The organism is Saccharopolyspora gregorii, assembly GCF_024734405.1.
In the GTDB taxonomy this organism is placed as follows: Bacteria; Actinomycetota; Actinomycetes; order Mycobacteriales; family Pseudonocardiaceae; genus Saccharopolyspora_C; species Saccharopolyspora_C gregorii.
This window is the reverse complement of sequence record NZ_CP059556.1, coordinates 2,956,463-2,970,002: the sequence shown is the minus strand read 5'-3', so window position 1 is coordinate 2,970,002 and position 13,540 is coordinate 2,956,463. Positions and strand designations below refer to the sequence as shown.

The 13,540-nt window shown below is 70.1% G+C and carries 11 protein-coding genes and 1 pseudogene; 3 read left to right on the top strand and 9 right to left on the bottom strand.

Going from position 1 to position 13,540, the window contains the following annotated elements; genetic code table 11:
- Window positions 1-55: 55 nt before the first annotated feature.
- Both H1226_RS12765 and H1226_RS12760 read right to left on the bottom strand, forming a co-directional pair.
- A complete protein-coding gene (locus tag H1226_RS12765; protein WP_258349188.1) occupies window positions 56-1,450 on the bottom strand; it encodes an FAD-binding oxidoreductase in 1,395 nt (464 codons plus the stop codon).
- A 256-nt stretch (window positions 1,451-1,706) separates the two neighbouring features.
- Window positions 1,707-1,895 carry a DUF397 domain-containing protein gene (locus H1226_RS12760; RefSeq protein WP_224958118.1) on the bottom strand — a complete coding sequence of 63 codons (189 nt, stop codon included), beginning with the start codon at window positions 1,893-1,895 and terminating at the stop codon, window positions 1,707-1,709.
- A gap of 327 nt (window positions 1,896-2,222) precedes the next feature.
- Between H1226_RS12760 and H1226_RS28440 the strand changes: the two are divergent.
- Window positions 2,223-2,369, top strand: a pseudogene (locus H1226_RS28440) (IS701 family transposase); the annotation flags it as partial.
- A gap of 1,035 nt (window positions 2,370-3,404) precedes the next feature.
- On the opposite strand, the gene H1226_RS12750 reads toward H1226_RS28440, so the two are convergent.
- The 4 genes from H1226_RS12750 to H1226_RS12735 form a co-directional block, all read right to left on the bottom strand.
- Window positions 3,405-4,397 carry a phosphatidylinositol-specific phospholipase C gene (locus tag H1226_RS12750; RefSeq protein WP_258349187.1) on the bottom strand — a complete coding sequence of 331 codons (993 nt, stop codon included), beginning with the start codon at window positions 4,395-4,397 and terminating at the stop codon, window positions 3,405-3,407.
- A 63-nt stretch (window positions 4,398-4,460) separates the two neighbouring features.
- Window positions 4,461-4,646 carry a DUF397 domain-containing protein gene (locus H1226_RS12745; RefSeq protein WP_224966182.1) on the bottom strand — a complete coding sequence of 62 codons (186 nt, stop codon included), beginning with the start codon at window positions 4,644-4,646 and terminating at the stop codon, window positions 4,461-4,463.
- On the bottom strand, window positions 4,646-5,179 hold the full coding sequence (locus H1226_RS12740; RefSeq protein WP_258349186.1) for a DUF5753 domain-containing protein: 534 nt from the start codon (window positions 5,177-5,179) through the stop codon (window positions 4,646-4,648). Before H1226_RS12740 ends, H1226_RS12745 begins: the two co-directional genes overlap by 1 nt.
- Before the next feature lie 80 nt (window positions 5,180-5,259).
- Window positions 5,260-5,451, bottom strand: a complete 192-nt coding sequence (locus tag H1226_RS12735; protein ID WP_258349185.1) for a helix-turn-helix domain-containing protein — start codon at window positions 5,449-5,451, stop codon at window positions 5,260-5,262.
- Window positions 5,452-5,631: 180 nt separating this feature from the next.
- Between H1226_RS12735 and H1226_RS12730 the strand changes: the two genes are divergently transcribed.
- Window positions 5,632-5,856, top strand: a complete 225-nt coding sequence (locus tag H1226_RS12730) for a hypothetical protein (RefSeq protein ID WP_258349184.1) — start codon at window positions 5,632-5,634, stop codon at window positions 5,854-5,856.
- 54 nt (window positions 5,857-5,910) lie between these two features.
- Complete coding sequence (gene mmuM / locus H1226_RS12725; RefSeq protein WP_258349183.1) at window positions 5,911-6,840, top strand: homocysteine S-methyltransferase; 930 nt, start codon at window positions 5,911-5,913, stop codon at window positions 6,838-6,840.
- 314 nt (window positions 6,841-7,154) lie between these two features.
- Here mmuM and H1226_RS12720 read toward each other — a convergent pair whose 3' ends face one another.
- From H1226_RS12720 to metH, 3 genes are all read right to left on the bottom strand, one after another.
- Window positions 7,155-8,048, bottom strand: a complete 894-nt coding sequence (locus tag H1226_RS12720; protein WP_224958129.1) for a mycobacterial-type methylenetetrahydrofolate reductase — start codon at window positions 8,046-8,048, stop codon at window positions 7,155-7,157.
- A 222-nt stretch (window positions 8,049-8,270) separates the two neighbouring features.
- Window positions 8,271-9,731, bottom strand: coding sequence for an adenosylhomocysteinase (gene ahcY / locus H1226_RS12715; RefSeq protein WP_224958132.1), 1,461 nt, complete (start codon window positions 9,729-9,731; stop codon window positions 8,271-8,273).
- A gap of 121 nt (window positions 9,732-9,852) precedes the next feature.
- Entirely contained in the window at window positions 9,853-13,446 is a 3,594-nt protein-coding gene (gene metH, locus H1226_RS12710) for a methionine synthase (RefSeq protein WP_258349182.1), read from the bottom strand.
- Window positions 13,447-13,540: the final 94 nt, after the last annotated feature.

Below are 13,540 nucleotides of genomic sequence, written 5' to 3'. Positions count from 1 at the left end.
CCAGCAGAGCCGAGCGCGGCCCGATCGATCGACCGAGGCTGAGCGAACGAGGAGATCACCCCTCCGGCGTGCCGAAGACCTTGCCGGGGTTGAAGATCCCCGCCGGGTCGAGGCCGTTCTTCACCGCGTGGTGCATGCCGACCACGGTGGGCCCGAGCTCGTCGTGCAGGCCCGCCCGCTTGAGCAGGCCGATGCCGTGCTCGCCGCTGACGGTGCCGCCGAGGGCGATGGCGTCGGCGACGATGTCGTCGAACGCGCGTTGCGCACGCGTCCGCGCCGCCTCGTCCCCGGCGGGGGTGATGATCAGCGGGTGCAGGTTGCCGTCCCCGGCGTGCGCGATGTTCGCGATGAGGGTGTCGTGCCGCTGCGCAGCCGCCTCGACCTTCGCGAGCATGTCCGGCACCAGGGCTCGCGGCACGCACACGTCCTCGGTGAGCAGCGGGCCGAGCCGTTCCAGCGCCGGGTACGCCAACCTGCGCGCGGCGAACAGGGCGTCGGCCTCGTGCTGGTCGGTGGAGGCGGCGCTGAAGGTGGCGCCGCCCTTCTCGAAGCACTCGACGAGCGTGGCGACCTCCTGCTCACCCGCCTCGCCCGGGGTGTCGGAGCGGCCGAGCAGCAGCACTTCGGCTTCGTCGCTGAGGCCCATGTTCTTCCACTCGTCCACGGCGCGCAGGCAGTGCCGGTCGAGCAGTTCCAGCGCGGAGGGCACCACGCCCGAGGCCGCGACGGCGGCGACGGCTTCGCCGGCGGCGACGAGCGAGTCGAAGTAGCCGACGACGGTGCGTTCCGGGGCGCGCACGCCCGGCAGCAGCTTGACGGTGATCTCGGTGATGATGCCGAGGGTCCCTTCGGAGCCGACGAACAGCCCGCACAGGTCGTAGCCGGTGACGCCCTTCGCGGTGCGCCGCCCGAGGCGCACGACCTCGCCGCTGCCGACGACGGCTTCGAGCCCGAGCACGTAGTCCCGGGTGACGCCGTACTTCACGCAGCACACCCCACCGGCGTTGGTGGCGACGTTGCCGCCGATCGTCGACCAGGGTGAGCTGGCCGGGTCCGGCGGGTACCAGGCGCCGTGTTCCCGGCAGGCGGCCCGGAAGTCGTCGTTGACCACGCCGGGCTGGGTGACGGCGAGCTGCTCCCGCGGGTTGATCTCGAGGATCCGGTTCATCCGCTCGAAGGAGATCAGCACGCAGCCGTCGAGGGCATTGGCACCGCCGGAGAGGCCGGTACCGGCGCCGCGCGGCACCACGGGCACGCCGAGTTCGTGGCAGACCTGCACGGCCGCCACCACGTCGTCGGTGCTCTCCGGGCGCACGACGGCGGCGGGGGTGCCGTGCGGGGCCCACTCGGCTTCGTCGTGGGCGTACCGGCCGACGGAGTCCGGGTCGGTCACCAACCGCTGTTCCGGTACCCGTGCCCGCAGCGCCGCGAGCGTGCTCTCCGTGTCCATCACGCCTCCGTTCCCACCTGACTTTCCCCCCACGTTAACCCGGTGCGGTGACACCACCCAGCACCGTTCCGGAAAACGCGATCATGGTCTCCCCCGCGGCCGCCACCCGGCCCCACCGCAGGTGAACGGCCCACCGCCCGCTCTCGGCGAGTCCTACGAGCCCGGTTCCGGCACGACGGCGACAGGTGCGTTCGACCATCGCCGTCGGACGAACGGGGTGCTCACCTGAGGCCGCGCAGGGGCCGCGACCGGCGGGTCAGGGGTGGTGCCAGTGGTCGGAGCCGACGAGGTCCAGGAAGCCCCGCCAGCGTTCCGGGGAGACGCGCAGCCGCGCGCCGTGCGGTTGCTTGGAGTCGCGGATGAGGGTGACATCGGCGCAGCGGGCGACCTCGACGCAGTTGCCGACCGAGCCGCTGCGGCTGCTGCGAAGCCATTTCTCGGACATGCCGGCCCTCTCTGCTGGAGACGGGTGACAGGTCCATCTTCGTTGCTGCCGCGGCGTGTTCCAGTGGGCACCTGCAGTAACACCGTGCGCCGAGCGAAGACGGGCGCTGCACCGTTCGCCCGGCCCGGCGGCGCTGTCCGGTTCGGCCGGGCGAACCGACCGGCGGTCCCCAGCACCTGGCGGCACGAACCGGCGACCGGGCGACGCTCGACCGCACGAACCGGCGACCGCACGAAACGCTCGACCGGACGAACCGGGCGACCGCACGAACGCCTCGGCGGTGCGCACCACCTGGCCGCAGCGGTCGGGCCGGTCTTACCGGGTGGGCCGCGGCGGCGGGCTGCGGCGTACGCGCGAGGTTCGCCGGCGCCACTGGCTGGCAAGAACGGGTGGACGCTGCCGGAGGTGACCGGCGATGCCGGCCCGGATGGGACGCAGCGGCTGTCGAAGGTCGCGACCTCGGATGCCGACGGGTCCGCGATGACCTCCGCGCGCACTGCACATCCTCGGGTACGCCTGCCTCGCGGCACCGGGCTGGGTTCGGCCATCCACGACTTCGGCACTACCGGCGAAGACACGAACCAGATCACCGAACCCGGCTGGAGCACCAACGGTTCACAGGGACTCGCCGGGCGCCGGATAGCGGTAGTCGCTGTCGGTGGCTTGCGCGAGCCAGTTGTTGATGCTCCGCAGGCCGCGCTCGTTGAGCATGGCATCGTGGATCGCGAACGCGCGTCGCGGGTGCACCGCGTTGACGAACTCGATGGCTTCCGCGAGTTTCAGCCAGGACGCGTGGGCCGGGACGAGCAGCGTCCCCACCGGCTGCCCGGGCACGTGCAGCGAATCGCCGGGGTGGCAGAGCGAACCGTCGACCAGATGGCCCAGGTTCGCGCAGCCGGACTGTCCGTTGTGGACGGCTGCGTGCGGGCTGCCGAACGCGACACCGGGAAACCCGCTGCGGTGAACGCTTCGCCGGAAGAGACGCCGACGAAGTCCACACCGGTGATGGCGGCGCCAGCCGGGGCGTAGACCGGAACGCGGAGCCCCGCCGAGCGGAGGACGTCGATGTGGTCCGCGTGCTCATGGGTCACGAGCACGGCGTCCGCGCCGATGAGCGCCCCCGGGCTCACTTTAGGTCCCCGGATCGATGACCAGGACCTGCCCTCGTGTTCCAGCCGTACGCAGGCATGGGTGAACTTGGTGATCCGCACGGCCGCAGTGCCGCATTCCTCGGTACTGCGCGGAAATCCGGCGAGCAGGACTTGTTCGGTCGACGCCGTGCACTGGACCGGTTCGAGTCCGCTGCCCCGATCCCGGACCAACGGCGACATCGAACGCTTCGCCCACACCCCGACCGCGGCAGCCGGGCCACGTCCGGCACCACCCCAGACCGCTACCAGCAGCAATCCGATCACGAAAGGTGAAGATCACGAACTGCTGCTGGAGCATCGGCCGCTCGAACCGCCGGACCGACGACCCGACCGGCAGCGCGAACGGTGCCGCCGCGGGTCAGGAGTTGCGCGCGATGATCTGGTCGATGAGTTCCCCGCCGGGGAAGTCCATCAGCACGACCCCGGTGCGCGGCACGTCGTTGCCCGCGAGGTGTTCGAGCGCGTGGTCGTTGACGCCGCGGATGCCGCCGGTTCCGCAGGCCACGGTCTTCGGATTGGCGCCGAGGCTGGACCCGCTGCTGAAGTTCCAGAACATCTCGCCGGAGTCGGCGCCGTTGGTCTTGTCCCAGTGGTCGCGCACGTGGTTCCACTTGGTCTCGATGTCGCCGATGGTCGGCACCTGGTACTCGTCCTGCACGTAGTCGCCCCAGTTGTCGTTGGTGAACTGGGACAGCCCGTACCCGTCGACGAGCCCGCCCTGCGCTTCCTGCAGCGAGCCGAGCACGATCTTCCCGCGCACCGAGCCGAGGTCGGGCATGCCGTCGTCGGCGGGGTTGAGCAGCCGCCCACCGTTCGGGTCGTTGTCCCGGTACCAGTCGAGGATCTCGGCGGTGTCCTTGCTGCTGTTCTCGTCGGTGCAGGACCCGATGTCGCCGGTGCACTCGGCTTTGAGCCGCAGCACGATCGTCTCGCCGGGGTGTGCGGCGAGGAAACCGTCGGCCTTGGCGAGCACGTCGGCGAAGTTGGCGTTCTGGTAGAAGGTGCCGTGGTGGATGGTGAACAGGTCGTCCACCTTCCGCACCCGGATGTCGATGGCGCGAACCCCGGCGTCGAGCTGCGCGGTGAGCGTTTCCGCGCTGTCGCCGTGGTCCTCCTGGGTCTGGGTGATGTCGCCGCCGTGCAGCGAGAGCGTGTCGTGGGTGCCGGGGATGGACAGCGCGGCGAGGCTGGTGTCGTCGGGCAGCCCGCCCATCCAGTCGGGGTGCGAGGCGTCGGTGAGGGTTTCGCAGTAGGCCGTGGCGGCCTGCGCGGTCCCGGCGGGCACGAGGGTCACGGCGAGCGCCGCCGCGAACGCGACGGCGATGCGGGCGGTGGTCGAGGCGGTGGTCATGCGGCGATGATCGCGCCACCACCGCTGCTCCCGGGCCCTCCTGGCGACATCCCGCCAGGCCGTTCACCCGCCGAAGCGCCCGCGCACCACCGAGTTCAGGAATCCGCGCCACCGCGCAGCCGGAATCCGCAGCCACGCGCCGTCGGGTTCCTTGGAGTCCCGCACCCGGGTCTCGGCGGGGGCGATGGCCACTTCGACGCAGTTGCCGTTGGAGCCGCTACGGGTGCTCTTGCGCCACACCTCAGCCATCAGACTTCGCCCAGTTCCTCGCAGATCCGCCGGATGAGCTTCGCAGAGCTCTGCTCGCACAGCGCTTTCGAATCGATATCTTCCACTCCGCTGATGAAGGGTTCAACGTCCTGGGGGCGAGTCAGGAAGAGCCCGACTCGACGCGCTTCGACGTACACGTGGGGTTCGCGCGCCGGGAACTCGAGCACGACGAAAGCACCGTCCAACCCGGCGTGGACCCCTGCATCGCGCGGCACGACCTGAATTCGGACTCGCGGGTTCTCCTGCACCCGGTTCAGGTGCTCGAGCTGGTGGCGGGTGGCCGTGTTCCCGCCGATCACTCGGCGCAGCGCGAACTCGTCGACGAGGAAGCGCACCGACGGGCCGTCCGGCCGGGTCAACAACGCCTGCCGGGCCAGCCTCGTCGATAGCAGCCATTCGGCATCGTTCCCGGTTCCGATGACGGCGCGGGCGTACTCAGGTGTCTGCAGCAGTCCCGGCACCAGGCCGAGGGAGACATCGGTGATCTCCGAAGCCCGCGTCTCCAGCGCCACCAGGCTGGTGATCTGCTGCGCGGTGGCGGGCCCGGTGGCCAGCCAGGCGGTGCTGAAGTCGGTCCCGTCCACCTGCTCGATCAGCTGGTCCCGACGCCTTCCGGTGATGCCGTACACGGCGCACAGGCGATGACCTCTTCCGGTTCCGGTGTCCGCGTCCCGAGTTCGGTGCGGGCGATGGAGGTGTGCGAGACGCCGATCCGTTCGGCCACCGATCGGGTGGACATCCGGCACCCCTCGCGGGCCTTGCGCAGATCCGCGCCCAGCCCCACCTGACGCACCTTGCTCCCCCGCCGCACCGGCCTACCTCCGCTTCCGCGCGTTCCGTTGGCACACTTCGTGAAACAGCTGATACACCCGCGATACTCACCCCGAGTTGTAACCGGTTGCCGTTCCATCCGGAAGCCTTCTAGCGTGCGCTTCACGCAATCGGTTGATCATGAGGAGATGACGTGGCGAACGAGGGATGGCGCATTCCGGCAGGGGTGGACCCGGCGAACGCGGAGGTGGTGCTGAGCGTCGCGACACCGCGTTCGGTGGCGCTGCGGCAGGGGGAGGCGGCGATCGAGCTGACCACCGCGCAGCTCGGTGAGCTGGCCGACCGGGCGTTCTACCTGCACGAGCTGATGCGCGCCGAGCAGTCCGACGTGGCGGAGGGGTTGCAGCCCACCTGGTGAGAGGCGCGGCGTGGGCGGCGGGAGGACGCGCGCCGGAAGGATTACCTTGCCCGTATGGGTGTCGGGGTGGACGAGCTGGTCGCGGGCGGTCCGCGGATCTTGGACGGCGGGCTGGCGACGGCGCTGGAGGCGCGGGGCGCGGACCTGTCCGGCGGGTTGTGGTCGGCGCGCTACCTGGTGGACGCGCCGGACGACGTCGTGGCGACGCACGAGGACTTCTTCGCCGCGGGCGCGGAGGTCGCGAAGTCCGCCGGGTACCAGGCGAGCTTCGAGGGGTTCGCGGCGCACGGCATCGGCCGCGAGCAGGCGGCGGAGCTGATGCGGCGCAGCGTGGAGCTCGCGCAGGAGGCCGCGCACCTGGCGCCGGTGCCGCACCGGGTGGGCAAGACCGCGGCGCACCGCACCGGCCGGTTCGTGGCCGCCTCGGTGGGGCCGTACGGGGCGGTGCTCGCGGACGGCTCCGAGTACCGCGGCCGCTACGGGTTGGGGCACCGCGAGCTGGTGGCGTTCCACCGCAGCCGGATGGAGGTCTTCGCCGAGGCCGCGCCGGACCTGTTCGCGCTGGAGACGGTGCCGGACGTCGACGAGGCGGCCGCGCTGCTGGACGCGTTGAGCGGGCTCGGCGTCCCGGCCTGGCTGTCGTACACGATCTCCGGGGAGCGCACCCGCGCCGGCCAGCCCTTGGACGAGGCGTTCGCGCTCGTGGCCGGGCGGGACGACGTGCTCGCGGTCGGGGTGAACTGCTGCTCGCCCGCGGACGCGACCCGCGCGGTGCCGGTGGCGCGGGAGGTCACCGGCAAACCCGTGGTGGTGTACCCGAACAGCGGCGAGGGCTGGGACGCGGTGCACCAGCAGTGGACCGGCACCTCGCGGTTCGACCCGGCGCTGGTGGACCGGTGGGTCGCCGACGGTGCCGCGCTCGTCGGCGGCTGCTGCCGGGTGTCCCCCGCCGACATCGCCGCGATCGCCGAACGCCTGCGCTGACGAGAACGGACCGCTCGGCCCAAGGGAGTGGCCGAGCGGTCCGTTCGATGCGCGGCGCCGAACGCCGGTCCCAGAGTGGCGCACGGCCAGGCATCAAGCCCGCGCCACCGTTCTCATCTGCTTCCCGTCAGCGGCGGAGCCGCTGAGCAGCGACCCGGCAAGCAGCCGGACCACCCGCGGGTTCTCAGCGGCCCCCTCGCGAGGACAGCTTTTTCCCTCGTGGCGGAGCCACTCGGGAAAAAGATCCCGCAGCGAGGGGGCCGCCGAGGTTCCGCCACCCGACCACTGCGGAGGAAGACCCGAGCAAAGGCCCCTCAGGCCGCCCGCTGGGCCGGCGCCCAGTAGTCGATCATCTCGGCGAACACCTCGAACGCGGGCTTCGAGTACCCGTACGGGGCTTCCAGGTGCAGGCTCAGCGGGAACCCGAGCCCGGCCACGCCGTCGATGACGCTCTTGTACAGGTCGAGCAGCTTGCGCTTGCGCTCCTCGAAGGACAGGCCGGTGATCGAGGCGACGAACCGCTGCTCGGCCTCCACCGCCGGATTGCCGGGGTCCTGGATGAGCCAGTCGATGAGCCCGCGCTTGGCCTCCACGCCCGGCACGAAGCCGAACGACAGCAGGATCTCCGGCCGGTGCGGCGTCTTCGCGGCGAACTCCCGCAGGAAGCCGACGATGGCGTCCGAGTACAGCAGCTGCGTCATGCCGTAGTTGGCGCCGCGCTCGCACTTGAAGTTGAACCGGCCGTGCTCGCCCTCGCGGGTCGGGATGAGGATGGAACCGCGGTTCGGCACCACGTCCTGGAACTTGGCGAGCGCGTCGGTCGGCGGCACCCCGCCGCCTTCGCCGTCGGACATGGTGCGGGGCACGCCGACGAACGCGATGCCCTCCATGCCCGCCTTGCGCAGGTCCACCAGCCGGTCGCCGAGCTGCTGCTCGTCGAGGAAGGCGGTGACCTGGGTGCACAGCCCCTTCACGTCGCCGATCTCCGGGCGCACCGCGTTCCAGAAGTCGATGACGTCCATCTTCGGCTTCATCTCGATCGGGCGGTCGTCGTCCTCGGCGATGATGCCCGGGATCATCAGGTGACCGATGCGGTCGGCGAGCCCGGCGGCGCGGCTGTTCTCGGCCACCTTGCGGCCTTCCGCCACGGCCTTCTCGTGTCCACCGTCGAGGTCGGGCGGTGCCAGTTCGAGTGCGATCGTGTCCATGTCGGCCTCAGGCCTTCCTTCCTCGCGGGTCCTCGCGAACCCGCCCGGCCGCGCGCGTGGGGGCCGGGCGCGTGCGGACCGCGACCGGAAATCGGGTTCGAGGGACGGGAGCGGGAGGGCGCCGACCCCTCGACGGGTCTTGTCGTGGCAGGCGGGGGCCGCCACCGCCCGGGACGAGGTCCGGGCGGTGGCGCCCACGCGGGGCTGGTCCGCGGTGGCGGATCAGTACCGGTAGTGCTCCGGCTTGTACGGGCCGTCCACGTCGACGCCGATGTACTCGGCCTGCGCCTTGGTCAGCTTGGTGAGCTTGACGCCGAGGGCGTCCAGGTGCAGGCGGGCGACCTTCTCGTCCAGGTGCTTGGGCAGCACGAAGACGTCCTTGCCGTACTCGCCGGGCTTCGTCCACAGCTCGATCTGCGCCAGGGTCTGGTTGGTGAACGAGTTGGACATGACGAAGCTCGGGTGCCCGGTGGCGTTGCCCAGGTTCAGCAGCCGGCCCTCGGACAGCACCAGGATTGAGTGGCCGTCGGTGAAGGTGAACTCGTGCACCTGCGGCTTGATCTCGACCTTCTTGATGCCCGGGGTCTTCTCCAGGCCGGCCATGTCGATCTCGTTGTCGAAGTGGCCGATGTTGCCCACGATGGCCTGGTGCTTCATCTTCGCCATGTGGTCGGCGGTGATGATGTTGAAGTTGCCGGTCGTGGTGATGAAGATGTCGGCGAACTCGACGACCTCGTCGAGGGTCTTGACCTCGTAGCCCTCCATCGCCGCCTGCAGCGCGCAGATCGGGTCGATCTCGGTGACGATCACGCGAGCGCCCTGGCCGCGCAGCGACTCGGCGGAGCCCTTGCCGACGTCGCCGAAGCCGGCGATCACGGCGACCTTGCCGCCGATCAGGGTGTCGGTGGCGCGGTTGATGCCGTCGACGAGCGAGTGGCGGCAGCCGTACTTGTTGTCGAACTTCGACTTGGTGACCGAGTCGTTGACGTTGATCGCCGGGAACAGCAGCTCACCGGTCTTCACCAGCTCGTAGAGCTTGTGCACGCCGGTGGTGGTCTCCTCGGTGACGCCCTTGATCTCGGCGGCGAGCTTGGTGAAGCGGTCCTTGCTCTTCGCCAGGCTGTTGCGCAGCGTCTCCAGGACGACCTTGAACTCGTCCGGGTCGTCGTCGGTGGCCTGCGGGACCGCACCGGCGGCTTCGAACTCGACGCCCTTGTGCACGAGCAGGGTGGCGTCGCCGCCGTCGTCGAGGATCATGTTGGCGACCTTGCCGTCGCCGAACTCCCACAGCTGGTCGGTGCACCACCAGTAGTCGGCGAGGGTCTCGCCCTTCCAGGCGAAGACCGGGACGCCGGCGGGCTTGTCCGGGGTGCCGTTCTTGCCGACGACGACCGCCGCGGCGGCCTCGTCCTGGGTGGAGAAGATGTTGCAGGACACCCAGCGCACCTCGGCGCCGAGCTCGACCAGGGTCTCGATGAGCACCGCGGTCTGCACCGTCATGTGCAGCGAACCCGCGATCCGCGCGCCCTTGAGCGGCTTGGAGTCCGCGTACTCCCGGCGAGTAGCCATCAGACCGGGCATCTCGTGCTCGGCCAGCCGGATCTGGTGCCTGCCGGCCTCGGCCAGGCTCAGGTCGGCGACGGCGAACTCGATGCCGTTGGCCTTCTGCAGCTTCGCGCTCATGATTTCCTTTCTAGAGTTCCCTGCTCGGGTTTCATCCCTGTCAGGGCGCTTTCCCTGCTCGGGTTTCCGCGGCACGCGCGCGGAGCGCCGGTGATCGGCCCTGCGGTCCGCGCGCGGAGCCTCATGTGTTGAAGTACTTCGCCTCGGGGTGGTGGGCGATGATCGCGTCGGTGGACTGCTCCGGGTGCAGCTGGTATTCCTCGGACAGCTCCACGCCGATGCGCTCGCTCTCCAGCAGTTCGACGATCTTCGCCCGGTCCTCGATCTCGGGGCAGGCACCGTAGCCGAACGAGTAGCGAGCGCCGCGGTAACCGAGCTTGAAGAACTCGGTCACGTCCGACGGGTCCTCTTCGGACACCGCGCGGCCGCTGGACCACAGCAGTTCCCGCCGGACCCGGCGGTGCCAGTACTCGGCGAGCGCCTCGGTCAGCTGCACGCCCATCCCGTGGATCTCCAGGTAGTCCCGGTAGGAGTTCTTCGCGAACAGCTCGTTGGCGTAGTCGGCGATGGGCTGGCCCATCGTGACCAGCTGCATCGGCAGCACGTCGACCTGCCCGGTCTCCAGCGCCTTCTCCCTGGTGCGGAAGAAGTCGGCGAGGCTGAGCCTGCGGTCGCGCTGCTGGCGCGGGAACGTGAACCGGGTGCGTTCGGGAGCGTCCGGCTCCTCCTTGTCCAGCACGATCACCGAGTTCCCCTCGGTGACGACCGGGAAGTAGCCGTAGACGACCGCGGCGTGCTGCAGGATGCCCGCGGTGGCCAGCTCGTCCATCCAGTAGCGCAGCCGCGGCCTGCCCTCGGATTCGACGAGTTCCTCGTACGACGGCCCTTCGCCCTTGCGGGCGCCGCGCAGCCCCCACTGGCCGAAGAACGTGGCGCGCTCGTCGAGCAGCGCCAGGTAGTCGGCGGTGGGCACGCCCTTGACGACGCGCGATCCCCAGAACGGCGGGGTCGGCACCGGAGCGTCACCGTCCACATCGGACCGGACGGTGTCGTCGTAGAGGTCGGGCAGCGGGCCCTGCTCGGCCTTGCGCTTCTCGGCGATGCGCTTGGAGCGCTCGTGGCGCTCCTTGCGCTCGGCCTTCTTCGCCTCTTCGGCCTCGCTGATCTCCGGGGAGTCGCCGCGCTTGATGGCCATCAGCCGGTCCATCAGGTTGAGGCCCTCGAAGGCGTCCTTCGCGTAGCGGACATCGCCCTGGTAGACCTCGTCGAGGTCGTTCTCCACGAACGAGCGGGTCAGCGCCGCGCCGCCCAGCATCACCGGGTACTTCTCGGCGATGCCGCGCTCGTTCATCTCCTTCAGGTTGTCCTTCATGATCACAGTGGACTTCACCAGCAGGCCGGACATGCCGATCACGTCGACCTTGTTCTCGTCCGCCGCGTCCAGGATCGCGTTCACCGGCTGCTTGATGCCGATGTTGACCACGTCGTAGCCGTTGTTGGACACGATGATGTCGACGAGGTTCTTGCCGATGTCGTGCACGTCGCCCTTGACCGTGGCCAGCAGCAGCTTGCCCTTGCCGCCGGAGTCGTCCTTCTCCATGTGCGGTTCGAGGTAGGCCACCGCGGTCTTCATCGTCTCCGCGGACTGCAGCACGAACGGCAGCTGCATCTGCCCGGAGCCGAACAGGTCGCCGACGACCTTCATCCCCGCGAGCAGGTTCTCGTTGACGATCTGCAGCGGCGCCTTCTCCTGCATGGCGGCGTCGAGGTCCGCCTCCAGGCCGTTGCGCTCGCCGTCGACGATGCGCTTCTCCAGCCGCTCGAACAGCGGCAGCTTCGCCAGCTCCTCCGCGCGGGAGGCGCCTGCCGAGGACGCGGTCTTGCCCTCGAACAGCTGCATCAGCTTCTGCAGCGGGTCGTAGTCCTCGGTGCGGCGGTCGTAGACCAGGTCCAGGGCGACCTGGCGCTGCTCCTCGTCGATCTTGCTCATCGGCAGGATCTTGGAGGCGTTCAGGATCGCCGAGTCCAGGCCGGCCTCGCGGCACTCGTTGAGGAACACCGAGTTCAGCACCTGCCGCGCGGCCGGGTTCAGGCCGAACGACACGTTGGACAGGCCCAGCGTGGTCTGCACCCGCGGGTGGCGGCGCTTGAGCTCCCGGATGGCCTCGATGGTCTCGATGCCGTCCCGGCGCACCTCCTCCTGACCGGTGGTGATCGGGAAGACCAGGCAGTCGATGATGATCGCCGACTCGTCCAGGCCCCAGGTGCCGGTGATCTCGGCGATGAGCCGCTCGGCGATCCGCAGCTTCCACTCGGCGGTGCGGGCCTGGCCCTCCTCGTCGATGCACAGCGCGACGACGGTGGCGCCGTGCTCGCGCACCATCGCCATCACCTTCTGGAACCGCGAGTCCGGCCCGTCGCCGTCTTCGTAGTTCACCGAGTTCACCGCGCAGCGCCCGCCGAGGTGCTCCAACCCCGCCTGGATCACGTCGGCCTCGGTGGAGTCCACCATGATCGGCAGCGTGGAGGCGGTCGCGAGCCTGCTGGCGAGCTCCCGCATGTCCTCGGCGCCGTCGCGGCCCACGTAGTCCACGCACAGGTCGAGCATGTGCGCGCCCTCGCGGGTCTGGGCCTTCGCGATCTCCACGCAGTCCTCGTAGCGGCCGTCGAGCATCGCTTCGCGGAACTTCTTGGAGCCGTTGGTGTTGGTGCGCTCGCCGACGTTGAGGATGCTGGCGTCCTGCTCGAACGGCACCGACTGGTACACCGAGGACACCGCGGGGATCACCTCGGGGGTGCGCGCCTGCGGGGCCAGTTCGGCGACGGCCTCGGAGACGGCGCGCACGTGCTCGCCGGTGGTGCCGCAGCAGCCGCCGACCAGCCGCGCGCCGAAGTCGGTGACGAAGCCGGCCAACGCCGTCGCCAGCTCGTCCGGTTGCAGCGGGTACACCGCGCCGTTCGGGCCGAGCTCGGGCAGGCCCGCGTTCGGCATCACCGAGATCGGGATCTGCGCGTGCTGGGCCAGCACCCGCAGGTGCTCGCTCATCTCGGCGGGGCCGGTGGCGCAGTTCATGCCGATCAGGTCGATGCCCAGCGGCTCCAGCGCGGTGAGCGCGGCGCCGATCTCGGAGCCGACCAGCATGGTGCCGGTCTGCTCCACCGTCACCTGCGCGATGATCGGCAGCCAACGGCCGGTCTGCTCCATCGCGCGCTTGGCGGCCACGATCGCCGCCTTGGTCTGCAGCAGGTCCTGGGAGGTCTCCACCAGGACCACGTCGATGCCGCCGTCGATCATGCCGAGCACGTTCTCGACGTACGCGTCGCGCAGGTCCGCGTACGGCGCGTGACCGAGGGTGGGCAGCTTGGTGCCCGGCCCCATCGAACCGAGCACGAAGCGCGGCTTGTCCTTCGTGGCGTACTCGTCGGCGGCCTCGCGGGCCAGCCGGGCGCCCTTCTCCGCGAGGTCGCGGATGCGCTCCGGGATCCCGTACTCGCCGAGGTTGGCGAGGTTGGTGCCGAAGGTGTTGGACTCGATCGCGTCCGAACCGGCCTCCAGGAAGCCCCGGTAGACCCCGGAGACCACGTCCGGCCGGGTCTCGTTCAAGATCTCGTTGCAGCCTTCGAGGTTCGCGAAGTCGTCCAACGACAGGTCGTAGCCCTGCAACGCGGTACCCATGCCGCCGTCCGCGACGAGCACGCGCTCGTTGAGCGCGGTCAAGAATCCGCTCGGATCACGCCCCGAGCCGTTGCCGCCGTTCGTGTTGACCCCATTCATCCAACTGCCTCTTCCCACGCTACCTGCGCCACGCCCGAACCCAGTGTGCTCGCCGGGGCGGTGCCGGGGACCGCCGCCCCGGCACCGCCCCGGG

Coding starts and splice junctions, on each gene's coding strand:
- metH (WP_258349182.1), bottom strand. CDS start 13,446: ATGAATGGGGTCAACACGAACGGCGGCAACGGCTCGGGGCGTGATCCG.
- H1226_RS12750 (WP_258349187.1), bottom strand. CDS start 4,397: ATGACCACCGCCTCGACCACCGCCCGCATCGCCGTCGCGTTCGCGGCG.
- H1226_RS12760 (WP_224958118.1), bottom strand. CDS start 1,895: ATGTCCGAGAAATGGCTTCGCAGCAGCCGCAGCGGCTCGGTCGGCAAC.
- H1226_RS12745 (WP_224966182.1), bottom strand. CDS start 4,646: ATGGCTGAGGTGTGGCGCAAGAGCACCCGTAGCGGCTCCAACGGCAAC.
- H1226_RS12720 (WP_224958129.1), bottom strand. CDS start 8,048: ATGGACACGATCGCACTCGAACTGGCACCGCCCGACCTCGACGGTGGA.
- ahcY (WP_224958132.1), bottom strand. CDS start 9,731: ATGAGCGCGAAGCTGCAGAAGGCCAACGGCATCGAGTTCGCCGTCGCC.
- mmuM (WP_258349183.1), top strand. CDS start 5,911: ATGGGTGTCGGGGTGGACGAGCTGGTCGCGGGCGGTCCGCGGATCTTG.
- H1226_RS12765 (WP_258349188.1), bottom strand. CDS start 1,450: ATGGACACGGAGAGCACGCTCGCGGCGCTGCGGGCACGGGTACCGGAA.